19 protein-coding genes are annotated in these 23,426 nt (G+C 59.2%); 11 read left to right on the forward strand and 8 right to left on the reverse strand.

Annotated elements, in window-relative coordinates; translation table 11 throughout:
* Positions 1–27 precede the first annotated feature (27 nt).
* Positions 28–1,449 carry a glutamine synthetase family protein gene (locus ACOI7D_RS03255; protein ID WP_002898595.1) on the reverse strand — a complete coding sequence of 474 codons (1,422 nt, stop codon included), beginning with the start codon at positions 1,447–1,449 and terminating at the stop codon, positions 28–30.
* Between the two features lie 225 nt (positions 1,450–1,674).
* Here ACOI7D_RS03255 and puuD point away from each other — a divergent pair, with 225 nt between their 5' ends.
* The 4 genes from puuD to ACOI7D_RS03275 all read left to right on the forward strand — a co-directional run bounded on the left by puuD (position 1,675) and on the right by ACOI7D_RS03275 (position 6,101).
* On the forward strand, positions 1,675–2,427 hold the full coding sequence (gene puuD, locus ACOI7D_RS03260; protein ID WP_072199196.1) for a gamma-glutamyl-gamma-aminobutyrate hydrolase: 753 nt from the start codon (positions 1,675–1,677) through the stop codon (positions 2,425–2,427).
* Positions 2,428–2,452: 25 nt separating this feature from the next.
* Positions 2,453–3,010, forward strand: a complete 558-nt coding sequence (puuR, locus tag ACOI7D_RS03265) for an HTH-type transcriptional regulator PuuR (RefSeq protein WP_002898590.1) — start codon at positions 2,453–2,455, stop codon at positions 3,008–3,010.
* Positions 3,011–3,330: 320 nt separating this feature from the next.
* Positions 3,331–4,818 (forward strand): aldehyde dehydrogenase PuuC, encoded by a 1,488-nt coding sequence (gene puuC, locus ACOI7D_RS03270; RefSeq protein ID WP_109546471.1) that lies wholly within the window; start codon positions 3,331–3,333, stop codon positions 4,816–4,818.
* Between the two features lie 2 nt (positions 4,819–4,820).
* The gene (locus ACOI7D_RS03275) at positions 4,821–6,101 is read left to right on the forward strand and encodes an NAD(P)/FAD-dependent oxidoreductase (RefSeq protein ID WP_023289085.1); all 1,281 of its coding nucleotides are present in this window, start codon (positions 4,821–4,823) and stop codon (positions 6,099–6,101) included.
* On the opposite strand, the gene ACOI7D_RS03280 is transcribed toward ACOI7D_RS03275, so the two are convergent.
* A complete protein-coding gene (locus tag ACOI7D_RS03280) occupies positions 6,098–7,060 on the reverse strand; it encodes a LysR substrate-binding domain-containing protein (RefSeq protein WP_162543084.1) in 963 nt (320 codons plus the stop codon). The two genes, ACOI7D_RS03275 and ACOI7D_RS03280, sit on opposite strands and share 4 nt — an antisense overlap.
* A gap of 82 nt (positions 7,061–7,142) precedes the next feature.
* Here ACOI7D_RS03280 and ACOI7D_RS03285 point away from each other — a divergent pair, with 82 nt between their 5' ends.
* Positions 7,143–8,228 carry a tartrate dehydrogenase gene (locus ACOI7D_RS03285; protein WP_048297201.1) on the forward strand — a complete coding sequence of 362 codons (1,086 nt, stop codon included), beginning with the start codon at positions 7,143–7,145 and terminating at the stop codon, positions 8,226–8,228.
* A 373-nt stretch (positions 8,229–8,601) separates the two neighbouring features.
* Here the strand turns inward: ACOI7D_RS03285 and ptsP are convergent, their stop codons facing one another.
* Positions 8,602–11,103, reverse strand: a complete 2,502-nt coding sequence (gene ptsP / locus ACOI7D_RS03290; RefSeq protein WP_109546474.1) for a phosphoenolpyruvate--protein phosphotransferase — start codon at positions 11,101–11,103, stop codon at positions 8,602–8,604.
* Between the two features lie 309 nt (positions 11,104–11,412).
* On the opposite strand from ptsP, the gene ACOI7D_RS03295 reads away from it, so the two are divergent.
* From ACOI7D_RS03295 to ACOI7D_RS03315, 5 genes are read left to right on the forward strand one after another with little or no spacing between them, the layout of a single operon-like run.
* Entirely contained in the window at positions 11,413–12,489 is a 1,077-nt protein-coding gene (locus tag ACOI7D_RS03295) for a PTS fructose transporter subunit EIIC (protein ID WP_023289077.1), read from the forward strand.
* A gap of 20 nt (positions 12,490–12,509) precedes the next feature.
* Entirely contained in the window at positions 12,510–12,830 is a 321-nt protein-coding gene (locus tag ACOI7D_RS03300) for a PTS fructose-like transporter subunit IIB (protein ID WP_023289076.1), read from the forward strand.
* A 50-nt stretch (positions 12,831–12,880) separates the two neighbouring features.
* On the forward strand, positions 12,881–15,178 hold the full coding sequence (locus tag ACOI7D_RS03305; protein ID WP_109546475.1) for a formate C-acetyltransferase: 2,298 nt from the start codon (positions 12,881–12,883) through the stop codon (positions 15,176–15,178).
* The gene (locus ACOI7D_RS03310) at positions 15,144–16,019 is read left to right on the forward strand and encodes a [formate-C-acetyltransferase]-activating enzyme (protein ID WP_109546476.1); all 876 of its coding nucleotides are present in this window, start codon (positions 15,144–15,146) and stop codon (positions 16,017–16,019) included. The genes ACOI7D_RS03305 and ACOI7D_RS03310 overlap by 35 nt, the downstream gene beginning before the upstream one ends.
* 15 nt (positions 16,020–16,034) lie before the next feature.
* Positions 16,035–16,376 carry a PTS fructose-like transporter subunit IIB gene (locus tag ACOI7D_RS03315; protein ID WP_109546477.1) on the forward strand — a complete coding sequence of 114 codons (342 nt, stop codon included), beginning with the start codon at positions 16,035–16,037 and terminating at the stop codon, positions 16,374–16,376.
* A 13-nt stretch (positions 16,377–16,389) separates the two neighbouring features.
* Here ACOI7D_RS03315 and ACOI7D_RS03320 read toward each other — a convergent pair whose 3' ends face one another.
* Positions 16,390–17,157, reverse strand: coding sequence for a phytanoyl-CoA dioxygenase family protein (locus ACOI7D_RS03320; RefSeq protein ID WP_109546478.1), 768 nt, complete (start codon positions 17,155–17,157; stop codon positions 16,390–16,392).
* 261 nt (positions 17,158–17,418) lie between these two features.
* Here ACOI7D_RS03320 and ACOI7D_RS03325 point away from each other — a divergent pair, with 261 nt between their 5' ends.
* Positions 17,419–18,252, forward strand: a complete 834-nt coding sequence (locus ACOI7D_RS03325) for a helix-turn-helix transcriptional regulator (RefSeq protein WP_023289071.1) — start codon at positions 17,419–17,421, stop codon at positions 18,250–18,252.
* Positions 18,253–18,269: 17 nt separating this feature from the next.
* Here ACOI7D_RS03325 and ACOI7D_RS03330 read toward each other — a convergent pair whose 3' ends face one another.
* The 4 genes from ACOI7D_RS03330 to ACOI7D_RS03345 form a co-directional block, all read right to left on the reverse strand.
* The gene (locus ACOI7D_RS03330; protein WP_085550664.1) at positions 18,270–19,169 is read right to left on the reverse strand and encodes a GGDEF domain-containing protein; all 900 of its coding nucleotides are present in this window, start codon (positions 19,167–19,169) and stop codon (positions 18,270–18,272) included.
* A 244-nt stretch (positions 19,170–19,413) separates the two neighbouring features.
* Positions 19,414–20,442, reverse strand: coding sequence for an ABC transporter ATP-binding protein (locus tag ACOI7D_RS03335; protein WP_023289069.1), 1,029 nt, complete (start codon positions 20,440–20,442; stop codon positions 19,414–19,416).
* Between the two features lies 1 nt (position 20,443).
* Entirely contained in the window at positions 20,444–22,018 is a 1,575-nt protein-coding gene (locus ACOI7D_RS03340) for an ABC transporter permease (RefSeq protein ID WP_044521979.1), read from the reverse strand.
* A gap of 21 nt (positions 22,019–22,039) precedes the next feature.
* On the reverse strand, positions 22,040–23,056 hold the full coding sequence (locus ACOI7D_RS03345; RefSeq protein ID WP_032455292.1) for an iron ABC transporter substrate-binding protein: 1,017 nt from the start codon (positions 23,054–23,056) through the stop codon (positions 22,040–22,042).
* Between the last annotated feature and the right edge of the window lie 370 nt (positions 23,057–23,426).

Genomic DNA, 23,426 nt, shown 5'->3' on the forward strand with positions numbered 1-23,426 from the left:
ACTCATGCGCCCCTCGCGGGGCGACCATCAGGCGTTTTTCAACATCCACTCAATTTCAGTTTCTGTGATAAGACGCTCAAACTGCAATAATTCATCATGCTTGCAGGCATGGAAAACGTGGCAGAAACGCTCGCCGAGACGCTCACGCAGGTGATCGTTCTGCATAAATTCCCACAGCGCGTCGCTCTGACGGATCGGGAACGGCAGCCCTTCTTGTTCCAGGCCGTTACCTTCCACCTCTTCCTGCAAAGGCAGCTGAGGGTTATCCAGCCCGTGCAGGATACCGGCGAAAATCGCCGCCATCACCAGATACGGGTTGGCGTCCGCTCCCGCCACGCGATACTCCACGCGGTGGTTCTGCCGTTCTCCGCACGGGATCCGCAGCGCCACGGTACGGTTGTTATGGCCCCAGGAAGCCTGCGTCGGGACATACATCCCCGGCTGGAAGCGGCGATACGAGTTCACGTTCGGCGCCAGCAGCGCCATCGAGGCCGGCATCAGATCGATCATCCCGGCCAGCGCGCGTTTGAGCAGCGCGGAGTCTTCCCCGTCGCCGTCCACCAGCACGTTTTCCCCTTTATTGTTCAGCATGCTGATGTGGATATGCATCCCGCTGCCCGCATGCTCTTCATAAGGCTTGGCCATAAAAGTGGCGTGCATCTTATGCTTCTCCGCCATTAAACGCACGAGACGTTTTAACGCCAGCGCATCATCGCAGGCGTCCAGCACGTTATCGGTATGGTGGAGATTGATTTCAAACTGGCCCGGCGAGGCTTCGGCCACCGCGCCGTCGGCGGGGATCAGCTGCAGTTTCGCCAGCTCGTCGATGTCGTTGAGCACGTCGGCAAAGTGGTTCAGGTTATCGACCGAGTAGACCTGGCTTTGGGTGTTGCGATCGTCGGTGCCCGGCGCGCACGGCGGCTGCAGGTAGCCTTCGGCATCGCGTTTGCGGTCCAGTAAATAGAACTCCAGCTCTACCGCTACCACGGGGAACAGCCCGCGCTGGCGCAGCTGCTGCCAGAGGCGGTTGAGTACGTTCCGCGGCTCAACGTCAAAGGGAGCGCCATCTTCATCAACCATGGTCAGCTGTACCTGGGCTATCGACTGCGGATCGGCCGCTGAAGGCGTTAAGGTACCGGGCACCGGGATGCAACTGCGATCCGGCTCGCCCATCTCCTGGCCCAGACCGGCCTCTTCCACGACGTTGCCGAGAATATCCATCGCAAACACCGAGGCCGGAAAATAACAGCCTTTCTCCAGCTTGCTCAGGCCGGCAACGGGGATGCGCTTGCCGCGGAAGCAGCCGTTCAGATCAGTGAGGAGGACATCGACATATTGGGTATCAGGGTAGGTTTCGAGGTAGCGCTTCACTTCTTTCGCGAACGCGCTGACCCGTCTCTCTTCCGTTTGCTGAACAAAATTCTCAACTTCTACGATATTGGTTTCCATGATTCACCGCCGTTGGTTTGGTTTCGGTCCTGCACTCAGACCGTTAAATATAATGTCCACCCCATCGACTGTGTATGCAAATAAATTGTTTGTCAAATGTTAAATTAAGTTTGCAAAGGGCTATTTCCACTGCTAGATTGAGAAAATATTGAACGATATGGCCGTTAAACCCGCTATAGCGGTCATAATTTAGTCCACTTTGTGAGGGCGATCATGGAAAATATAATGTACAAGCCAGTTATTGGCGTCGTGATGTGTAGAAACAGGCTTAAGGGTCACCAGACCCAGACCTTGCAAGAAAAGTACCTGAATGCAATTGTTAACGCCGGCGGACTGCCGATCGCCCTGCCGCATGCGCTGGCGGAGCCGGAGCTGCTGAACGCGTTAGTCGATAAACTGGACGGGATATACCTGCCAGGCAGCCCCAGTAACGTGCAGCCGCACCTTTATGGTGAAAACGGCGATGAGCCTGACGCCGACCCCGGGCGTGATCTTCTGAGCATGGCGCTGATTAACGCCGCACTCGAAAGGCGCATCCCCATTTTCGCCATCTGTCGTGGACTGCAGGAACTGGTTGTCGCCACCGGTGGGACTCTGTATCGTCGTCTGTTCGAGCAGCCTGAGCTGCTGGAGCATCGCGAAGATCCTGAACTGCCCGTCGAGCAGCAGTATGCCCCGTCCCATCAGGTTGAGGTTCAGGAAGGAGGATTGCTGTCGCAATTGATACCGGGCTGCAACACGTTTTGGGTAAACTCGCTACACGGACAAGGGGCAAAAACCCTGAGTCCGCAGCTGCGCGTGGAGGCGCGAGCGCCGGATGGACTGGTGGAAGCGGTCAGCGTGAACGATCACCCTTTCGCGCTGGGCGTACAGTGGCATCCTGAATGGAACAGTAGCGAATACGCCCTGTCGCGTATGTTGTTTGATGGTTTTATCACCGCCTGTCAGGGCCATCATGCTGAAAAGCGGCGGCGCTGACCACTACCGTTAAGGAAATGCAAATATGAGCGATGACGGACTGGCGCCAGGGAAACGTCTGTCAGAGATCCGCCAACAGCTGGGTCTCTCGCAGCGTCGTGCCGCCGAACTGTCTGGGTTAACACATAGTGCCATCAGCACCATAGAGCAGGACAAAGTCAGTCCCGCCATCAGTACGCTGCAAAAGCTGCTGAAAGTCTATGGGCTGTCGCTCTCGGAATTCTTTTCTGAACCCGAAAAGCCGGACGAACCCCAGGTGGTCATTAATCAGGATGACCTTATCGAAATGGGCAGTCAGGGCGTTTCCATGAAGCTGGTTCATAACGGAAATCCGAACCGTACGCTGGCGATGATTTTTGAAACTTACCAGCCTGGAACCACGACCGGGGAGAGGATTAAGCATCAGGGTGAGGAGATAGGCACCATACTGGAGGGGGAGATCGTGCTGACCATTAACGGTCAGTCGTACCACCTGGTGGCTGGACAGAGCTATGCCATTAACACCGGCATCCCGCACAGCTTCAGCAACACCTCGGCAGGCATCTGCCGCATCATCAGTGCCCACACCCCCACCACATTCTGAATAGTTAGCCTGAACGAGGTTCAGGCTTTCTTCAGACCTGCGACGGCGGAAATTTTATTTTCGTCGCCGCGAAAAACTCGCCGTCATAACGTTTGTGCCGGAAGGGAATCCTATTTCCTGCTGGCCCTGAAATAATTAACGCCGTGAATGGCGACTCGTCCCTGAATTATTCGGCATGCAGACAACCTGCCGAAATTTAGGGCAATAAAACGGTATTCAACTCCGGGGATTCACGATGCCCTGCGCCTGGCGCAGCACCCCCGTGCAGCCTGAAAACGCCGAAATGATTAATTTGCCGATAATGTTTTTAAGGAGTCATGATGAATTTTCAGCACCTGGCTTACTGGCAGGAAAAAGCGAAAAGCCTGGCCATTGAAACACGATTATTTATTAACGGCGAATATTGCGCCGCGGTCGATAATACCACCTTTGAAACCATTGACCCTGCCGCGCAGCAAACGTTAGCCCATGTCGCCCGCGGCAAAAAAGCCGACGTCAAGCTGGCGGTGAAGGCCGCGCGCCGGGTCTTTGATAACGGCGACTGGTCACAGGCCGTCCCCGCGCAGCGTAAAGCGGTTCTCACACGCTTCGCCGACCTGATGGAGGCCCACCGCGAAGAGCTGGCGCTGCTGGAAACGCTGGATACCGGCAAACCGATTCGCCACAGCCTGCGCGACGATATTCCCGGCGCCGCCCGCGCCATCCGCTGGTATGCCGAAGCGCTGGATAAAGTCTATGGCGAAGTGGCCCCCACCGGCAGCAACGAGCTGGCGATGATCGTCCGCGAACCGATTGGCGTCATCGCCGCGGTGGTGCCATGGAACTTCCCGCTGCTGCTGGCCTGCTGGAAGCTCGGTCCGGCGCTGGCGGCAGGCAACAGCGTGATCCTTAAGCCGTCGGAAAAATCGCCGCTCACCGCCCTGCGCCTCGCCGGGCTGGCGAAAGAGGCCGGCCTGCCGGACGGCGTGCTGAACGTGGTCAGCGGCTTTGGTCACGAGGCCGGACAGGCGCTCGCCCTGCATCCTGACGTGGAGGTCATTACTTTTACCGGCTCCACCCGCACCGGCAAGCAGCTGCTGAAAGACGCCGGCGACAGCAATATGAAGCGCGTGTGGCTGGAAGCGGGCGGCAAGAGCGCCAACATCGTCTTCGCCGACTGCCCGGATCTGCAAAAAGCGGTCAGCGCCACCGCCGGCGGCATCTTCTACAACCAGGGCCAGGTGTGCATCGCCGGCACCCGCCTGCTGCTGGAGGAGAGCATCGCCGACGAGTTCCTGGCGCGACTGAAAACCGAAGCGCAACACTGGCAGCCGGGCAACCCGCTCGACCCAAACACCACCATGGGCATGCTGATTGACAACACCCATGCCGACAGCGTGCACAGTTTTATTCGCGGCGGCGAAAGTAAAAGCACCCTGTTCCTCGACGGGCGGAAAAATCCATGGCCTGCCGCCGTCGGCCCGACCATTTTCATTGACGTCGACCCGGCTTCCACCCTCAGCCGGGAAGAGATCTTCGGCCCGGTGCTGGTGGTAACGCGATTCAAAAGCGAAGACGAGGCGCTGCGGCTTGCCAACGACAGCGACTACGGCCTCGGCGCCGCGGTATGGACTCGCGATCTCTCACGCGCCCACCGCATGAGCCGCCGCCTGAAGGCCGGTTCGGTCTTCGTCAACAACTATAACGATGGTGATATGACCGTCCCCTTCGGCGGTTACAAACAGAGCGGCAACGGGCGCGATAAGTCGCTGCACGCCCTGGAAAAATTCACCGAACTGAAAACCATCTGGATTGCCCTGGAGTCTTAATCATGACCGAACATACCACCAGCTATTACGCCGCCAGCGCCAACAAATATGAACCCTTTCCGACGCTGGACGAATCGATAAGCTGCGACGTCTGCGTCGTCGGCGGCGGCTACACCGGCCTCTCATCTGCCCTGCATCTTGCCGAAATGGGCTACGACGTGGTGGTGCTGGAAGGGGCGCGCATCGGCTTCGGCGCCAGCGGCCGCAACGGCGGTCAGCTGGTTAACTCCTACAGCCGCGATATCGACGTGATTGAAAAAAACTACGGCCCGGATGCGGCGAAAATGCTCGGCAGCATGATGTTCGAAGGCGGCGATATTATCCGCGAACGCATCCAGCGCTATCAGATCCAGTGCGATTACCGACCGGGCGGCCTGTTCGTGGCGATGAACCATAAACAGCTGGAGACGCTGGAAGAACAGAAAGCCAACTGGGAGCGCTACGGCAACACGCAGCTGGAGCTGCTGGACAGAGAGGCGATTCGTCGCGAAGTGGACAGCGACCGCTACGTCGGCGCCCTGCTCGACCACAGCGGCGGCCATATTCACCCGCTCAACCTCGCCATCGGCGAAGCGGACGCTATTCGCCTGAACGGCGGCCGGGTGTATGAGCAGTCGCCGGTCACCCGCATCCAGCACACCAGCCCGGCAGTGGTCAGCACCGCCCGCGGCCAGGTCACTGCCCGCTATGTGATCGTCGCCGGCAACGCCTATCTCGGTGACAAACTGGAGCCGGAGCTGGCGAAGCGCAGCATGCCGTGCGGCACCCAGGTGGTCACCACCGCGCCGCTGTCGGAGGAGGTCGCCCGCTCGCTGATCCCGAAAAACTACTGTGTGGAAGACTGTAACTACCTGCTGGACTACTACCGTCTGACCGGCGATAACCGCCTGCTGTACGGCGGCGGCGTGGTCTACGGCGCCCGCGACCCGGACGATGTGGAGCGGCTGATTATGCCAAAGCTGCTGAAAACCTTCCCACAGCTGCAGGGGGTGAAGATTGACTACCGCTGGACGGGCAACTTCCTGCTGACCTTGTCGCGGATGCCGCAGTTTGGTCGCCTGGATAGCAACATCTACTACATGCAGGGCTACAGCGGGCATGGGGTCACCTGTACCCACCTCGCCGGACGATTGATTTCGGAACTGCTGCGCGGCGACGCCGAGCGTTTCGACGCCTTTGCCAAACTGCCGCACTACCCGTTCCCGGGCGGCCGCAGCCTGCGTATCCCCTTTACCGCGATGGGCGCCGCCTACTACAGCCTGCGCGACCGCCTTGGGGTTTAATCGTCTTTGCCGACGGCCCTGGCCGTCGGCTCATGCTGCGGATAGTGTTGCTGGAAATAGTGGCGCAGAAACTCCACGGTGGTGCGAATTTTAGCCGACGTCGCCAGGCGGGAGACGTAAACCGCCCAGACGTTGGCCGGTTGCCAGTAGTCCGGCAGCACCTGCACCAGATGCCCGCTGGCGATATTCTCCCTGACGTCCCACCACGAACGGAGCGCAATCCCCTGCCCGTCCAGACACCACTGATGAACAATTTCGCCATGGTTGGACGACAGCGGCCCGGTCACTTTGATGGCGTGCTGGCCCTCTTTGCTATGCAGCTGCCAGACGCCGAACGGATGATCCCGCTCTTTAATCACCAGGCACGGCAGAGCCGCCAGATCGCTCAGCTGTTTCAGCGGCGCATGGCGGGCGAGGAACTGCGGCGACGCGCAGAGCACGCGGTGATTGCGCGCCAGCTGGCGGGCAATCAGATTCGGCGCGATATCGTCGCCGAGGCGAATATCGAGATCCACCCCTTCATTGACTAAATCCACCAGACGGTCCTGAACATCAAAACGCAGCTCCAGCTGCGGGTACTGAAGCGCCAGCGCCGACAGCGCGGGGGCCACCACCCGGCGGCCAAAGCCGAAGCTGCTGATAATCCGCAGCGTTCCCTGCGGCACCTGACGCACGTCGGAGAGCTCGTCCATCATCTCATCGACATCCTGCAGAATGCGCTGCGCCCACTCGTAGATCCGCTCTCCCTCTTCGGTAATGGTGACCCGGCGGGTGGTCCGATGCAGCAACATCACATTAAGGGTTTGCTCCAGCAGCGAAACCCGCTTGCTGACGAAAGCCGGCGATACGCCCAGCTCCTCAGCGGCGGCGGCAAACCCGGCCCGGCGGGCGACCAGCATAAAGACGCGTAAATCATTCAGCAGCGGCAGATTATTCATGATCTGTGTTTTATGTTTCACCAGTTAGCGTGATTAATTATGAATCAGTCAATTATAGGATAAGCAGGTGGTCAAACATCATCGCTAAAAAGTGAGAACCGGAATGAAAAAAACCTGTCGTATTGCCGCCATCCCGGGTGACGGAATTGGCAAAGAAGTCCTGCCTGAAGGGATCCGCGTACTGAAAGCCGCCGCGCAGCGGTGGGATCTGGCGCTGAGCTTCGAGCAGATGGAGTGGGCAAGCTGCGAATATTATGCTCATCACGGTAAGATGATGCCGGACGACTGGCGCGAGCAGTTACAGGGGTTCGACGCCATCTACTTTGGCGCCGTCGGCTGGCCGGATACCGTCCCTGATCATATCTCGCTGTGGGGGTCGCTGCTGAAGTTCCGCCGCGAGTTCGATCAGTACGTCAACCTGCGCCCGGTGCGCCTGTTTCCCGGCGTCCCCTGCCCGCTGGCGGGGAAAAAGGCTGGGGATATCGATTTCTACGTGGTGCGCGAGAACACCGAAGGCGAATATTCCGCTCTGGGCGGGCGCGCCAATGAAGGCACCGAGCATGAAGTGGTGATTCAGGAGTCGATCTTTACCCGCCGGGGCGTTGACCGTATCCTGCGCTACGCCTTCGAGCTGGCGCAAAGCCGCCCACGCAAAACGCTGACCTCGGCGACGAAATCCAACGGGCTGGCCATCAGCATGCCCTACTGGGATGAGCGGGTGGTGGAGATGGCCAAAAACTATCCCGAGATCCGCTGGGACAAGCAGCATATCGATATTCTCTGCGCCCGCTTCGTGCTGCAGCCGGAGCGGTTTGACGTGGTCGTCGGCTCCAATCTGTTCGGTGATATTCTCTCCGATCTCGGCCCGGCCTGCACCGGTACCATTGGTATTGCGCCATCGGCCAATCTCAACCCGGAGCGCACCTTCCCGTCGCTGTTCGAACCGGTCCACGGTTCAGCGCCGGATATCTACGGTAAAAATATCGCCAATCCGATCGCCACCATATGGGCCGGGGCGATGATGCTTGATTTTCTCGGGAACGGCGATGCGCGCTATCACGCTGCGCACAACGGCATCCTGGCGGCAATTGAGCAGACGATCGCCAGCGGGCCGAAGACGCCGGATATGCAGGGCAGCGCGTCAACGCAGCAGGTCAGCGACGCCGTCTGCAAAGCTATTTTGGCGTAATTATCCCGGCCGCTCCCAGGTCGCGCTACGGCTGACCTGGGCTACAAAAGGCACGATAATGGAGTGAGTAGGCCGGGAAAGCGCAGCCGCCACCCGGCACAACATCGTCTCCGCGCCTGATGCCATCGCCCGGCGGTGCGGCGCTTGCGCGGGCCGACTGACGGTCAGAGCCGGATTAATCGATACAGTTATCAGTTTGCAACGGTTTCGCCCCGGAAAAACGGTTGTTCTGTGTTATGTCCGGGCAGATGGCGCTCCCGATATGTCTTCTGCGTTAAGTCTCTCCTGGCACCGGGAGCACATAGGGAGAGGCCCGTCGCCACCTCCACCAGCATCCACGGGCTCAGGCCAGCGGCGCGGGCCGGATAACCGATCACAACTCCAGCTCGCGGCGCAGCAGTTGCGCGATAGCCTCGCTGCTCTCTGCGGATACCAGCGCCTGGCGGAACTCGGCGTGCATAATGCGCCGCGCCAGGCGCGAGAAGATGCGCATATGCTGGTCGCCCGCCGAATGCTTGTTTAGCGTCAGCATAATCACAAACTGCGCTTCTTCATCACCCCACTTCACCGGCTGCGCCAGGCGGGCGACGCTAATGGTCGACTGCTCAATATGCTCGGATTTACTGTGCGGAATGGCAAAACTGAAGCCCAGCCCGGTGGAGAACACCGCCTCGCGGGCCCAGAGATCGGCCTCCAGCTTGCGCGGATAGCGGCAGCGCCCGGCCAGCAGCAGGTTATCCGTCATCCCCTTCAGCACCTCCTCCTTGCTGCGCCAGTCACTGTTGAGGGTGATGCACTGGCGGCTAATCAACGGCACATCCTGCTGGCGCATGCGGAACTGGGCCAACAGATGCTCCACTTCCAGCGAGGTACGGCACTGCATCGCCTGATTCAGCAGCTGACGGCAGGCGCGGCTGTCCAGCTGCGCCAGACGCGCTTTGGTCGCCGGGATCGTCGGCGCGCTCATGCTCAGTTCATCCAGGCCGAGGCCGACCAGCAGCGGCAACACCGAACCTTTGGCCCCCAGCTCGCCGCACAGGCCGATCCATTTCCCCTGCCGGTGCGCCGCCTGCACGGCATAGTCCAGCGCACGCAGGAAGGCCGGGTTGAGACTGTTGTAATGGCGCGTCACTTTCGCATTATCGCGGTCGACCGCCAGCAGATATTGCGTTAAGTCATTGCTGCCGATGCTAAAGAAGTCCACCTCTTCGCAGCACTGATCGATGATGAACATCACCGACGGCACCTCCAGCATGATGCCCAGCGGGATTTTTTCATCAAACGGGATCTGTTCGACGCGCAGCGACTGTTTGGCCTCCGCCAACCGCTCTTTCACCCACAGGATCTCTTCCATTGAGGAAATCATCGGGATCATGATCCTCAGCGAGCCGTGCGCCGAAGCGCGTAGAATCGCCCGCAGCTGAGTATGAAACAGCGCCTGGTACTCTTCATAGATGCGCACCGCGCGGTAGCCGAGGAAGGGGTTATTTTCCGCCGGAATGTTGAGGTAGGCCACCGGCTTATCACCGCCGATATCCATAGTCCGCACGATAATGCTGCGCCCGGCGGCAGGCTCCAGCGCCTGGCAGAAAATGTTGTAGAGTTCGTCTTCCGATGGCGCGCCGGGCCGGTCCATATAGAGCATCTCCGTGCGGAACAGGCCAACCGACTGCGCGCCGTTGTTGAAGGCCGCCACCGCCTCTACCGAATGGGCGATGTTCGCCGCGATCTCGACGCGGATACCGTCTTCCGTCTGCCCCGCCTTATCCAGCCATACCTGCTGCTGTTGCTGGATCTGCGCCTGAACCCACGACTCCTGCTGATAGTAGCGCGCCACCGCCGGACTCAGGTCGACCACCAGCAGCCCGGCGTTGCCGTCGATCTGCACCTGAGTATCCTCCCAGGGCAACAGTGCGTCGAGGTCAACCCCCACCAGGGTCGGGATATTGAATGAGCGGGCAAGGATCACGGTGTGCGACGTAGTGCCGCCGCTGCGCAGCAGCAGCCCTTTGAGATGCGTTTTATCCAGTTCGAGGAACTGGCTGGGGGTGAGTTCGTCGGCAAGGCAAATGGCGGCTTCCCGCAGTTGACCCGGCGCCGGGAAACGGGCTTCGCCGTAGATATGCTGCAACAGCTGGAAGCAGACATCGCGCACATCCAGCACCCGCTCCTGCAGATAGCTGCTGCCGGAATCGCGGAACTGGGCGCAGAAGTGGTCGCTGGTGGCGACGATCGCCTGGGCGCAGCTGAGACCGGTGAGGATCCCGCCGAGCAGATGCTGGCGCAGCGAGGCATCCGTCGCCAGCGAACGGTGAGCTTCCAGTATCGCGCTGGCGGTGCCGTCATTGTCCAGCAGCCGCAGTTCGATATCTTTCACCAGCAGGCGCAGGCCGTTATCCAGTGCCGCCTGCTCCTGTTCAGGACTGCTGGCGACGGGCAGTGCGCCAAGCTCGTGCAAATCGCGGGATTTTAGATGAATGAGCCTGCCCCCCGCGCTGCCGGCGCAGACCGGACTGGCATGGAACAGCGTCGGGTTCAGGCGTGAGAGTGACTCCGGCACCGGCTGGACGTCCAGCGCTTGTGCCGTAGGCAGCGGCGTGTCGCAGTGAGGAAATTCATCACGCAGAAAGGCCGTTAACGCGGCGTGAGCCTCGGCTTCATCTTCGCCGCTGATAAGCAGCTGGCAGGTGTCGCCCTTCAGGGTGTTCGTGCCGATGACCGCCAACGCGCTTTTGGCATTGCCACCGGTATCGCAGCGCAGGTTCCGCCACTCAATTGCCGATGAAAAACGGTTACACAGCGTTTCGACCAGACTGGCCGGACGCGCATGCACGCCGTTGGGCAAATCACATGTAAATTCAATGACCAGAGCCATCGCCTTCCTCCTGAGTAATCCATTAATTCCCCAAAAGGTAATGAAAGATGGTCAAGTGGACTAGGTGACAAAACTGGCAATTACTGGACTATTGTACACACGATACTTTTTTATGCCCGCCATCACAATTCCACCCTTTTAGCGCTCACTCCTCCTGTCATCACTAAGATTTGAGGTGGATCGCAATTCTTTTCTAACCTTACAAATATCCAGTAAATGCACTTTTTCTCTACTGTTTTATGCGGCGCCCTTTTTCTAATGTTGAGCCATCAATACTGTCACGGACCCTACAGCGCTCAGGAGCAAGCAATGAACGAACTGGTGCAAATACTAAAAAATACTCGCCAGCATCTGATGACCGGCGTGTCACATATGATCCCCTTCGTGGTCTCCGGCGGGATCCTGCTGGCGGTGTCCGTCATGTTGTATGGCAAAGGTGCGGTTCCGGATGCCGCCACCGATCCCAACCTGAAGAAACTGTTTGATATTGGCGTCGCCGGCCTGACGCTGATGGTCCCTTTTCTCGCCGCCTACATTGGCTACTCCATCGCCGACCGCGCCGCGCTGGCCCCCTGCGCCATCGGCGCCTGGGTAGGTAACAGCTTCGGCGCCGGCTTCTTTGGCGCGCTGATCGCTGGGATGATCGGCGGTCTGGTGGTCTATTACCTGAAAAAAATACCGGTCCACAAGGTGCTGCGCTCGGTGATGCCGATTTTCATTATTCCCATCATCGGCACCTTTATTACTGCCGGGATCATGATGTGGGGGCTCGGCGAACCGGTAGGCGCGCTCACGGCAAACCTGACCAACTGGCTGCAGGGCATGCGCGAAGGCAGCATCGTGGTGCTGGCCATCATTATGGGCCTGATGCTGGCGTTTGATATGGGCGGCCCGGTGAACAAAGTGGCCTACGCCTTCATGCTGATCTGCGTTTCACAGGGGGTCTACAGCGTAGTGGCTATCGCCGCCGTCGGCATCGCCGTACCGCCGCTGGGGATGGGACTGGCGACGCTGATCGGCCGCAAATATTTCACCGCCGAAGAGAGGGAAACCGGCAAAGCGGCGCTGGTGATGGGCTGCGTCGGGGTCACCGAAGGGGCGATTCCCTTTGCCGCTGCCGACCCGCTGCGCGTTATTCCGGCCAATATGATTGGCGCGGCCAGCGGCTGCGTCACCGCGGCGCTGTTGGGCGCCCAGTGTTACGCCGGCTGGGGCGGGCTCATCGTGCTGCCGGTGGTCCAGGGCAAACTCGGCTTTATCGCCGCGCTGCTGGTCGGCGCTTGCGTCAGCGCCGCCTGCGTCATTGTGCTGAAAGCGCTGGCTAAAAAGAAATCGTCTGACGCCAAAGCCGACGACGAATTAGACCTTGATTTTGAAATTAACTAACAGACTGGAAGGAACAGATTATGACCCACATTATCGCTGTCACCGCCTGCCCGTCGGGTGTGGCTCACACCTATATGGCCGCCGAATCGTTAGAAAGCGCCGCTAAGGCCAAAGGCTGGCAGGTCAAAGTTGAAACCCAGGGCTCTATCGGCATTGAAAACGAGCTGACCGCGGAAGAGATCGCCGCCGCCGATATGGTCATTCTGACCAAAGATATCGGTATCAAATTCGAAGAGCGTTTTGCCGGGAAAACTATCGTACGCGTCAATATCAGCGATGCGGTCAAACGCGCCGACGCGATCATGAACAAGATAGACAGCCACCTTTCCCAACGAGCCTGAAGCCTTAAAAGGGGCGCCCGCGCGCCCTTCGCCACAACATGGAGTTTGTCATGACGAATCGTACTCAACGCCTGAAAGCCAGCCTGTTCGCCCAACCGCGCGAAATATCTCTTGAACGCGCCCTGCTCTATACCGCCAGCCATCGGCAAACGGAGGGCGAGCCGGTGATTATTCGCCGGGCGAAGGCCACCGCCTGGATCCTCGATAAGGTAGACATTTCGATTCGTGATGATGAACTGATTGCCGGCAACCGTACCATCAAACCGCGGGCCGGCATTATGTCGCCGGAGATGGATCCCTACTGGCTGCTTAACGAGCTCGACACCTTCCCGACCCGACCGCAGGACCGCTTCGCGATAAGCGAAGAAGATAAGCGCGTCTATCGGGAAACGCTGTTCCCCTACTGGGAAAAGCGCTCAATGAAAGATTTCATCAACGGCCAGATGACCGACGAGGTCAAAGCCGCCGTCAGCACCCAAATATTCAGCGTGAACCAGACCGATAAAGGCCAGGGCCATATCATTATCGACTATCCGCACCTGTTGAATAATGGCCTGGACGCGCTGGTTGCGGAGATGCAATCACACTGCGACCGGCAGCCTGATAACCCTTTTTATCAGGCGGTATTGATCCTGCTGGAGGCCTCTCAGCGCCATATTCTGCGCTACGCCGCGCTGGCCGAGGAGATGGCTGGACACTGTCAGGATCCGCAGCGTCAGCGGGAGCTGTTAACCATCGCCGCGATTTCGCGCCACAATGCGCAGCACCGGCCAACGGACTTCCCCCAGGCCTGCCAGCTGTTCTGGTATATGAACATCATTCTGCAGTACGAATCCAATGCCAGCTCCATTTCGCTCGGCCGTTTTGACCAGTACATGCTGCCGTTTTATCAGGCGTCGCTGAATCAAGGACAGGATCCGGCGTCGCTCAAGGAGCTGCTGGAGTCGCTTTGGGTAAAATGCAACGACATCGTCCTGCTGCGCTCCTCCAGTAGCGCACGCTATTTCGCCGGTTTTCCCACCGGGTATACCGCCCTGCTCGGTGGGCTAACGGAAACCGGGCGCAGCGCGGTCAACGTGCTGTCATTTTTATGCCTCGATGCCTATCAAAACGTGCAATTGCCGCAGCCGAATCTTGGCGTGCGGGTGAACGAGCTGATTGACCGCCCGTTCCTGCGTAAAACCGCCGAAACCATCCGCCTGGGCACCGGCATTCCACAGATTTTCAACGACGAGGTGGTGGTCCCCGCCTTCCTCAATCGCGGCGTGTCGCTGGAAGACGCCCGCGACTACGCGGTGGTCGGCTGCGTCGAGTTGTCGATCCCCGGCCGCACCTACGGCCTGCATGATATCGCCATGTTCAACCTGCTGAAGGTCATGGAACTTGTCCTGCAGGAAAATGAAGGACAACCGGAGGTCAGCTGGGAAGGGCTTATCCGCCAGATGCGCGACAAAATTCGCTATTACATCAAGCTGATGGTCGAGGGCAGCAATATCTGCGATATCGGCCATCGCGACTGGGCGCCAGTGCCTCTCCTCTCCTCGTTCATTAAAGATTGCGTGCAGCACGGTAAAGACATCACCGCCGGCGGAGCGCGCTATAACTTCTCCGGCGTCCAGGGCATCGGGATCGCCAACCTGAGCGATTCGCTTTATGCCCTGAAGGGGATGGTCTTTGACCAGCAGCGCCTTACCTTTGACCAACTGATGGCGGTACTGAAAGCCAACTTCCAGACGCCAGAGGGAGAGAAAATCCGCGCCCGGTTGATCAACCGTTTTGAAAAATACGGCAACGATATCGACGACGTCGATAATATCAGCGCCGATCTGCTGCGCTTTTACTGCAAAGAGGTGGAACAATATCTGAATCCGCGCGGCGGGCGTTTTACGCCCGGCTCCTATACCGTCTCGGCGCACGTGCCGCTGGGCTCGGTGGTGGGGGCTACCCCGGACGGGCGGCTGGCTGGCGAACAGTTAGCGGACGGCGGCCTGTCGCCAATGGTCGGCCAGGATGCCCAGGGGCCGACGGCGGTGCTGAAATCAGTCAGCAAGCTGGATAACTATCTGCTGTCGAACGGTACGCTGCTCAACGTTAAATTCACCCCGGCGACGCTGGCCGGCGACGGCGGGCTAAACAAGCTGGCAGACTTTTTACAGGCTTTCTGCAAGCTCAAGCTGCAGCATATTCAGTTTAACGTGGTCAATGCCGACACCCTGCGTGAAGCGCAGCAACGGCCGCAGGACTTTGCCGGCCTGGTGGTGCGCGTCGCGGGCTACAGCGCCTTCTTTGTTGAGCTGTCGAAGGAGATTCAGGATGACATTATCCGCCGCACCGCGCATCAGCTGTGAGGTGATGGAGACGCGCGCCGACCGGGCGCGCATTTTTAATCTGCAGCGCTACTCGCTCAACGATGGCCAGGGGATCCGCACGGTGGTCTTTTTCAAAGGCTGCCCCCACACCTGCCCGTGGTGCGCCAACCCGGAGTCAATGTCACCCAGGATCCAGACCCTGCGCCGGCAGAGTAAATGCCTGGGTTGCGCCCGCTGCCAGCAGGATGTCGCCGAGTGTCCCTCCGGGGCATGGGAGCAGATTGGTCGCGACATGACGCTGGATAACCTCCTTCATGAGGTGCTGAAGGATGAAGTCTTCTTCCGCGCCTCCGGCGGCGGTGTCACCCTCTCCGGCGGTGAAGTGCTCATGCAGGCCGAATTTGCCGCCCGCTTTCTCCAGCGCCTGCGCCAGTGGGGGATCCGCACCGCCATCGAAACCGCTGGCGACGGGCCCTTCAACCGTTTTTTACCGGTGGCTGAAGCCTGCGACGAGGTGTTATTTGATTTTAAAATCATGGAACCTGAGCGGGCACTGTCGCTACTGCGAATCAATCAGCCGCGGGTACTGGATAATTTTCGCCAGCTGGCGGCTAGAGAGATCAACCTCATCCCACGCGTGCCGCTGATCCCGGGCTATACCATGAGCGTCGATAATTTTCGCCAGATTCTGAACTTTCTCGCACCTTTTAATCTTACAGAATTGCACCTGCTGCCATTTCATCAATACGGCGAGCCCAAATACCGTCTGCTGGGCAAACCCTGGGCGCTGGCCAGGGTGAAAGCGCCTGACGAAGCGGACATTCAACCTTATCGGGTAATGGCCGAAGCGGCCGGATTCCACGTCACTATCGGCGGTTAACGCCAGGAGGATGTTATGGACTTCAATATTATCGCCGTCACCGCCTGCGTCAGCGGAGTGGCGCACACCTATGTGGCTGCCGAACGGCTGGAAAAGGTCGGTCATCATGAAAAATGGCATCTTAAGGTGGAAACTCAGGGCGCGCTCGGCGTTGAAAATCGCATTACCGCAGAAGATATCGCCCGCGCCGAAGTGGTGCTGCTGGTGACGGATATCGAAATTGACGACGCCCAGCGCTTTCGCGGCCTGCGGACGATTAAAACCAGCATCAAGAGCTTCCTGCTGCAGCCGCAGCAGATCGTCGAGGCCGTGAAAAGCATCATGAAAAAGCCGGTCGTCTATGTTGAACTTCCCTGACCGGCGACGGGCCTTACTCTACATCCAGCAACCACTTTTGCGCTGGCGTCAGGCGGCTGGCCGTCTCGGGCGTCAGCCAGCGCCGCTGGTCCTGCTGCGGCGTATCCGCGCGATCGATGTATAACCCATGCAGCACCCGTCGTCTGCTGCCCTCACGATTACGCGTGCCGCCGTGCCAGGCGTGAGCGTTGTAAATCATCACGCTCCCGGCCGGCGCAGCAAACACGATTTCATCAGGGTGGGCCTGCTCCGGGTCGGCCAGTACCTCTTCCGGGAGCTCAGGACGCAGGTGGGTACCGGGGATTATCCGCGGCGCGCCATTGGCGGCGCTCAAATCGTCTATCGCCCAGATGGTATTCACCAGGTGGACTTTGGGAAAATCCGGGCGCGGCTTTTTCCAGTCGGCGTGCAGCGGCTGCTGGCCGCCGTTATATAACGCCTCGCGCGCGTTCAGGCTGGAGACTTTAAAATCGCCGTTGAAGATATAGCGGCAGGCGGAGAGGATCAGCGGATGAGCCCAGACTTTCTCCCAGATAACCCCCTTATTCACCAGGTTGGCGATCCGCGTCGCGGTCGCTTCCTGATGATGTTCCATCGCCAGATTGTCGCCTTCGCGCTCGACCAGGGTATCAATTAGCCGTCGCATTTCGCTCAGCCACTGGGCGTCAACGACGTTATGCACAACGGTGTAGCCGAGGGTGTCGAGCTCGTGTTTCATTTGCGCGCTGAGCGCCAGGCTGGCGCCTAACGCATCGAGAAAGCTAGCTGATGATGAGTTCATGTTGCGTTCCTTTTTAACGTTCCGATAACACAAACAAACTCTACTGGTCCATCCGCGGCATGACAGGAGGCGAGCGCTACGAAAAACTGGACATACGTACGCGAGCCAACAAAGTGTGATGGGCGTCAACAATCACGTTTTCGGCGATGCCTGTGCTGTAGCTGACCGGGAATCCACCGCGCAAAATGGCTTAACAAACGCTGCCGGGGAGGAAAAAATAGATTATCATCAACAGGATAATGCGCATGCTGAGGGCAAAGAATGATTGAAGATCTGCCGGATATACTGCATCGGTTAATCGGTCAAAAAGATCGCTTACAGGTGAGATTTCCTGAGCCGGATATCTCCGTGCCTGCCCTTGCCTTCAACGTACCGTTTCCACGTCTGGAAATTGTGCTGGAGGGTCAGCTTAATGAACAGGGGCTGCCGCTAGCCGCTTCGACGTTAACCGCGCTGCAGGTACTCTACGTGCAGGCGGGAAAGTGGACGCTGCCGCAGTGGACCGGCCCGGCCACTACCCTGAGTATCCTGTTTGGCCGGCAGAAACTGGGATTCAGTATTCAGCGCTGGGACGGGAAAAGCCTGCACACGGAGAAGCAAAGCGTTGCCCGCCTCGGGCCGCGCGTGGGCTCTTACCTGCTGCTGAGCCTGAATGAAGTCAGCCTGCAGCCCGATCCGCTGACCGCCCGGCTGGTGGTCGCCGCGCTACTGAGCCACTGTCGCGAACAGCTGGTTGGGCTGGAAATGCGCGTCAGTCGCAGCCGGGATCTGTTTCTTGCCGTTCAGGACTATCTCGAGGAAAATCTGAGCCTGCCGCTGACGCGGGAATCAGTGGCCAGACGTTTTCACATCACGCCCAACTATCTTTCGCATATTTTTCAGAAATCAGGCTCGGTGGGATTTAACGAATATCTGACCCGGGTGCGTCTTGAAAAGGCAAAACAGCTGCTGCGCGGCTATGACCTGAAGGTGAAAGAGATCGCCCATAACTGCGGCTTTGTCGACAGCAACTATTTTTGCCGGGTCTTCAAACGCTACACCGAGCGTTCGCCGTCAGAGTATCGGCGACACTGCCGCAGCGCGCAGCAGGCCTAACCTGCCGTGTCGGAATATTACGCCCACTCCACGCGCCCGCGCCCGTTGTGCTTGGCCTTGTACAACGCCTCGTCGACTTTGCGGATAAACGTCTCCTGCGCTTCGCCCGGCCGCCAGGTTCCAACGCCAATGCTGATCGACAGCGGTGTTTGATGATTGATCAGGATGGTGCGGGCATTGTCGAGGATCGCCTGCGCCAGATCGTGCAGCTCAGGCTCCGACAGGCCATCGACGATAATGGCAAACTCTTCCCCACCGATACGCGCCGGCAGGACCTGCTCGCTGGTCAGTTTCGCCAGCTGTTTCCCCAGGGAAAATAACACTTCATCCCCCACCAGGTGGCCCCAGGTATCGTTGATTTTCTTAAAAAAATCGATATCCAGGATCATGAGCCCCAACGCATGTCCGGACTTTTCGCGAATGGTATCGATAAAAAAGCGGCGGTTGGGCAACTGAGTGAGCTCATCTTTTAGAGATTGCGAGCGCGCGTCAACGTACAGCAGGTTGATGCGCTCAATAATTTTGTAGACGCCCACCACGGTCAGCAGCATCCCGGAGAGGCGCAGCAGATCTTCGCAGTAGTAGCCCATCCAGCGCGGCTGAACCACCATCTCATCCATCACATCGAACGTGCCGCCGGCAATCCACAGCAGCAGCCCATAGCGCACCCAGTTGACGGCAATATGGCTCATCCGCACCTTCGCTGAGCTCCACAGCATAAACACCAGAAACAGCAGCGCCAGCAAATCGATATAGAGTCCGGGGTTGGCCAGGATTTCTCGCCACGAGCCGATGGGCGGCGACACCAGCGCACAGCCGACAGCGACGGCGACGATAACCAGCAGCGCAGGCAGTAGCGTACCCCGCGCCAAAGCGGACGGAATGGGGCGTTTCGCAGGAATAAGGCATTCAGGCATAGCGATGTCTCATGGTAACCACAGGGCCGATCGCGGGACAGGATAGCAGTTAAGCGCAGCGGGACGAATGAAAAAGCGACGCGCCGACAAAACGGCGGTGAGGTAGACTGACCCCGCGGAATTGTTCCAACGTACTACCACTCCATGGCGACGAGGTCAGTGGCGCGGATACTATCGGCTAAATCCATCAGCTGATTAGCTTTCCGTGCGGCGCCACCGATAACCGGCGGCGCCTGCTCAGAGATTAGCCGCTGAACACTCGCGCCTTGCCGCTGACCGTCAGTCGCACCGTCGCGCCGGGCTGCCACGCCGGCTGGCTTACGGTTCGCAGGACAATCGGCCGATCGTGCCCGGACATCGACAGCGTCAGCGTGGAGAGCTGGCCGGAGAAATCAACATCGCGGATGGTGGCGGTACTTTCCTGCGGCCCGCTCACGCTGACGCTCAGCTGTTCCGGACGCAACATCACCTTACCTTCACCAGCAGGATGTCCTGCGTCTGTCGCCAGGTCGCCCAGCGCGCAGCTGGCCCGCCCGGGGCTCAGCCGTGCGGGGAGGATCAGGGCATCGCCGAGAAACAGCGCCGTCTCTTCATCCACCGGCTGCGCGTAAACCGCCAGCGGGGTCCCCACCTGGGCGAAACGCCCCTGGCGCATCACCGCCACCTGTGTGGCGAACGACAGCGCTTCGGTCTGGTCATGGGTCACCAGAATCGAGGCGATGCCGGTCTCCGCCAGCAGATCGGCGGTCGCTTTGCGCGTGCTGGCGCGCAGTCCGGTGTCCAGGGCAGAAAAGGGTTCATCGAGCAGCATCAGCGCCGGCTGCTGGGCCAGGGCGCGAGCCAGAGCCACACGCTGCTGCTGGCCCCCGGAGATCTCATGCGGCCAGTGGCGCGCCAGGCTGTGGTCGAGGGCCACCATCTCCATCAGCGCGCCCACCCGGCGACGTTTTTCCTCGCGGCTGGCGTCCAGACCCCAGGCGATATTGTCCGCCACATTGAGGTGAGGAAACAGCGCCCCCTCCTGCGGAACGTAGCCGATCCGTCGCTGGTGGGCAGGAACAAACACGCCCTCGGCAAACAGCGGCGCGCCGTGCATCACGATCCGCCCGCTGTCGGGCGTTTCGAAACCGGCAAGAATGCGCAGCAGCGTGGTTTTTCCCGAACCCGACGGACCCACTATAGCCGTCCGGCTACCCGGCGCCACCTGAAGATGAATATTATCGAGGACCTGCGCGTCGGCGAAGGATTTCGAAACAGAAGACAATTCCAGCATGTTACAACCCTGCCATTTTTTTCGACTGCATATAGAGAACCGCCGTCAGCGGCAGCGAAATGACGATCATCAACAGCGCGTAGGGCGCCGCCGCCACGTAGTCGATCTCGCTGGTTAACGCCCAGAATCCGGTTGACAACGTGCGGGTGCCTAACGGCGAGAGCAGCAGCGTGGCGGTCAGCTCATTGCTGACGCCGAGGAACACCAGCGCGGCGCCGGCGGCCGCCCCCGGGGCGGCAAGCCGCATGGTGATACTCCACAGGGCGCGGGCCGGGCTGCGTCCGAGACTGCGGGCGACGTTTTCCAGCTCCACCGGCGCCTGGGCGATACCGGCGCGCAGGTTAATCAGCGCCCGCGGCATAAACATCAGCAAATAGGCCAGAAACAGCGTCACTTCGGTCTGGTACACCGGACGGGCATAGTGGATGGTGACGGTGACCAGCGCCAGCGCGGTCACGATGCCGGGCAGCGAGCTGGTGATGTAATTACACCCCTCCAACAGGCGGAACAGCGGACGCGGATAGCGCACGCCGAGCCAGGCGATGGGGATCGCGCAGACCGTCGTCAGCAGCGCCCCGCCCGCCCCCAGCAGCAGCGTTTGACGCAGGGAATGCCACAGATCGGCATGCAGCCAGTTGTCGATACCGCCCAGCCACAGCCAGCGTCCCAGGACCAGCAACGGCACCCCCATCGCCAGCAACACCAGCAACAGAAGCAGCAGCTGCGCGCCGAAAGCGGCCCCTTTACCCAGCACCAGGCGCTTCTGCTCGCGCGCCGCCCCGGCGCCGATACGCGCATAGCGCGCTTTACCGCGCGAAGCGCTCTCCAGCAGCAGGATCGCCAGACAGCACAGAGCCAGCACGCCCGCCAGCATATTGGCGGCCGGACCGCTGAAGGTCGACTGGAACTGATCGTAAATGGCGGTAGTGAAAGTATCGAAGCGGATCATCACATACAGACCATATTCCGCCAGCAGATGCAGGGCCACCAGCAGCGCACCGCCGCAGATAGCCAGCCGCAGCTGCGGGAGGACTACCCGAAAGAACACTTTCCACGGCGGAGTGCCCAGCGATGCGGCGACATCTTCAAGCGTGGGATCGAGTCGGCGCAGCACGGCCGCCACTGGCATATAGATAAACGGATAGTAGGCCAGCACGGAAAGAAACACCCCGGCGCCCAGGCCATGCAGCGAGGGCGCAGCGCTGACCCACGCGTAGCTCTGAACAAAGGCTGGAATGGCCAGCGGGGCCACCGCCAGCGCCGACCACAGCTGCCGCCCGGCCAGCGCGGTACGTTCCGTCAGCCAGGCCAGCGTCACGCCAAGCACAATGCTGATGGGGACCGCCAGCACCGTCAGCCACAGGGTATTGCTGAGCAGCTCGCCTACCCGCGGGCGAAAGACCAGCGCTTTGATTGTCGGCCAGCCGGTATCGAATCCGACCGCCACCACAAACCCTAACGGCAACAGCGCCAGCAATGAAAACAGGAGCGCTAAGGCAACCATCGGAAATGCAGGACGCCTGCGCTCGGGCAGGCGTCCTGTTTTCTTTCCGAGCGACAGACTCAGAACAGACATAGCAACATCACTTCCTCAGGATCAGAGCAGGCCAGCCTGCGTCATCAGTTCAATGACCTTTTTACTGTTCAGCGAGGAAGGTTCTACCTTCGGGGCGTCCAGATCTTTCAGCGGGGTCAGTTTCGGGTTAGAGGCCGCGTCTACCCCCACCGCATATTCGAAGGCGTTATTGGTGCGCAGCGCATCCTGTCCCTGCTTACCAGTGATCCATTTAATAAAAGCCTGCGCCTGCGCTTTATGTTTGCTGGAGGCCAGCACGCCGCCGCCGGAAATGCTGACGAAGGCCCCTGGATCCTGGTGTTTGAAGTAATACAGTTGGGTGTTTTTGCTGTTCTCGCCGGTTTTTGACTGGTCAACGAAGCGATAGTAATGGTAGATCACCCCGCCGTCGATCTGCCCGGCGTTGACCGCTTTCATCACCGTGCTGTTGCCTTTATAGGCGACAAAGTTGGTTTTCATCGCCTTCAGCCAGTCGAGGGTCGCCTGCTCGCCTTTCAGCGCCAGCATCGCGCTGACGATAGCCTGGAAATCCGCCCCCGATGGCGAAGCCGCCCAGCGGCCCTTCCACTCCGGTTTTGCCAGATCCATCAGCGAGTGCGGCAGCTGCGCCTCGCTGATTTTCGCCGGGTTATAGACGAAGACGGTGCTGCGCGCGGCGATGCCGATCCAGCGACCGTGCTGAGGGCGGTACTGCGCCGGAACCTGCTGCAGGGTTGCCGCATCCAGCGGGGCGAAAAGTTTGGCATTATCAACCAGCACCATCGACGGCGAGTTCTCGGTCAGAAACACATCGGCTGGCGACGCGGCGCCTTCCTGAACCAGCTGATTACCCAGCTCGCTGTCATCACCATTGCGCAGCGTGACTTTAATACCGGTCTCTTTCGTAAATCCATCCACCCACGACTTCACCAGATTTTCGTGTTGGGCGTTGTAGACCACAATCCCGTCCTGACCGTCAGCCGCCATCCCTTGCGGCGCCAGAAACAGAGAAGCGGCAACCAGCGCTGCCGTGCGGAGGGGCGATAAGCGAGATTTCATGAACGCATCCTTAATGAAATAGGGCAATTAATGGTAAATAGCCTGAGCGGAGAGGATTAAATCACAGCAAAAAAAGAATGATAATGAAAACAATTATCATAAACTTAAAAAAGCAAAAAATAGCGCCGGTCTGTTATTAGGGATTAGAAAATGCTTAAAACCATCCGTTCCCGAAATTTAGATTAAGAAAACATTAAGCTGCGATTATTTTATTGCCTTCGTGACAGAGCAGCCGCCTCTGCACGTTATCTGCGGTCTTTGCCGGCGGGTATTGTGATACTGATCATGTTTTTAATATGCGCCGTCATCGCGAAAGATATCCCCCTTCTACGATCATTAAAAAGCCTTTACCGTCAGAGGGATGGTTAAC

This window comes from Klebsiella sp. C360 (genome assembly GCF_048822415.1).
GTDB lineage: Bacteria > Pseudomonadota > Gammaproteobacteria > Enterobacterales > Enterobacteriaceae > Klebsiella > Klebsiella quasipneumoniae.

Coding starts and splice junctions, on each gene's coding strand:
- ACOI7D_RS03255 (WP_002898595.1), bottom strand. CDS start 1,449: ATGGAAACCAATATCGTAGAAGTTGAGAATTTTGTTCAGCAAACGGAA.
- puuD (WP_072199196.1), top strand. CDS start 1,675: ATGTACAAGCCAGTTATTGGCGTCGTGATGTGTAGAAACAGGCTTAAG.
- puuR (WP_002898590.1), top strand. CDS start 2,453: ATGAGCGATGACGGACTGGCGCCAGGGAAACGTCTGTCAGAGATCCGC.
- puuC (WP_109546471.1), top strand. CDS start 3,331: ATGAATTTTCAGCACCTGGCTTACTGGCAGGAAAAAGCGAAAAGCCTG.
- ACOI7D_RS03275 (WP_023289085.1), top strand. CDS start 4,821: ATGACCGAACATACCACCAGCTATTACGCCGCCAGCGCCAACAAATAT.
- ACOI7D_RS03285 (WP_048297201.1), top strand. CDS start 7,143: ATGAAAAAAACCTGTCGTATTGCCGCCATCCCGGGTGACGGAATTGGC.
- ptsP (WP_109546474.1), bottom strand. CDS start 11,103: ATGGCTCTGGTCATTGAATTTACATGTGATTTGCCCAACGGCGTGCAT.
- ACOI7D_RS03295 (WP_023289077.1), top strand. CDS start 11,413: ATGAACGAACTGGTGCAAATACTAAAAAATACTCGCCAGCATCTGATG.
- ACOI7D_RS03300 (WP_023289076.1), top strand. CDS start 12,510: ATGACCCACATTATCGCTGTCACCGCCTGCCCGTCGGGTGTGGCTCAC.
- ACOI7D_RS03305 (WP_109546475.1), top strand. CDS start 12,881: ATGACGAATCGTACTCAACGCCTGAAAGCCAGCCTGTTCGCCCAACCG.
- ACOI7D_RS03310 (WP_109546476.1), top strand. CDS start 15,144: ATGACATTATCCGCCGCACCGCGCATCAGCTGTGAGGTGATGGAGACG.
- ACOI7D_RS03315 (WP_109546477.1), top strand. CDS start 16,035: ATGGACTTCAATATTATCGCCGTCACCGCCTGCGTCAGCGGAGTGGCG.
- ACOI7D_RS03320 (WP_109546478.1), bottom strand. CDS start 17,157: ATGAACTCATCATCAGCTAGCTTTCTCGATGCGTTAGGCGCCAGCCTG.
- ACOI7D_RS03325 (WP_023289071.1), top strand. CDS start 17,419: ATGATTGAAGATCTGCCGGATATACTGCATCGGTTAATCGGTCAAAAA.
- ACOI7D_RS03330 (WP_085550664.1), bottom strand. CDS start 19,169: ATGCCTGAATGCCTTATTCCTGCGAAACGCCCCATTCCGTCCGCTTTG.
- ACOI7D_RS03335 (WP_023289069.1), bottom strand. CDS start 20,442: ATGCTGGAATTGTCTTCTGTTTCGAAATCCTTCGCCGACGCGCAGGTC.
- ACOI7D_RS03340 (WP_044521979.1), bottom strand. CDS start 22,018: ATGTCTGTTCTGAGTCTGTCGCTCGGAAAGAAAACAGGACGCCTGCCC.
- ACOI7D_RS03345 (WP_032455292.1), bottom strand. CDS start 23,056: ATGAAATCTCGCTTATCGCCCCTCCGCACGGCAGCGCTGGTTGCCGCT.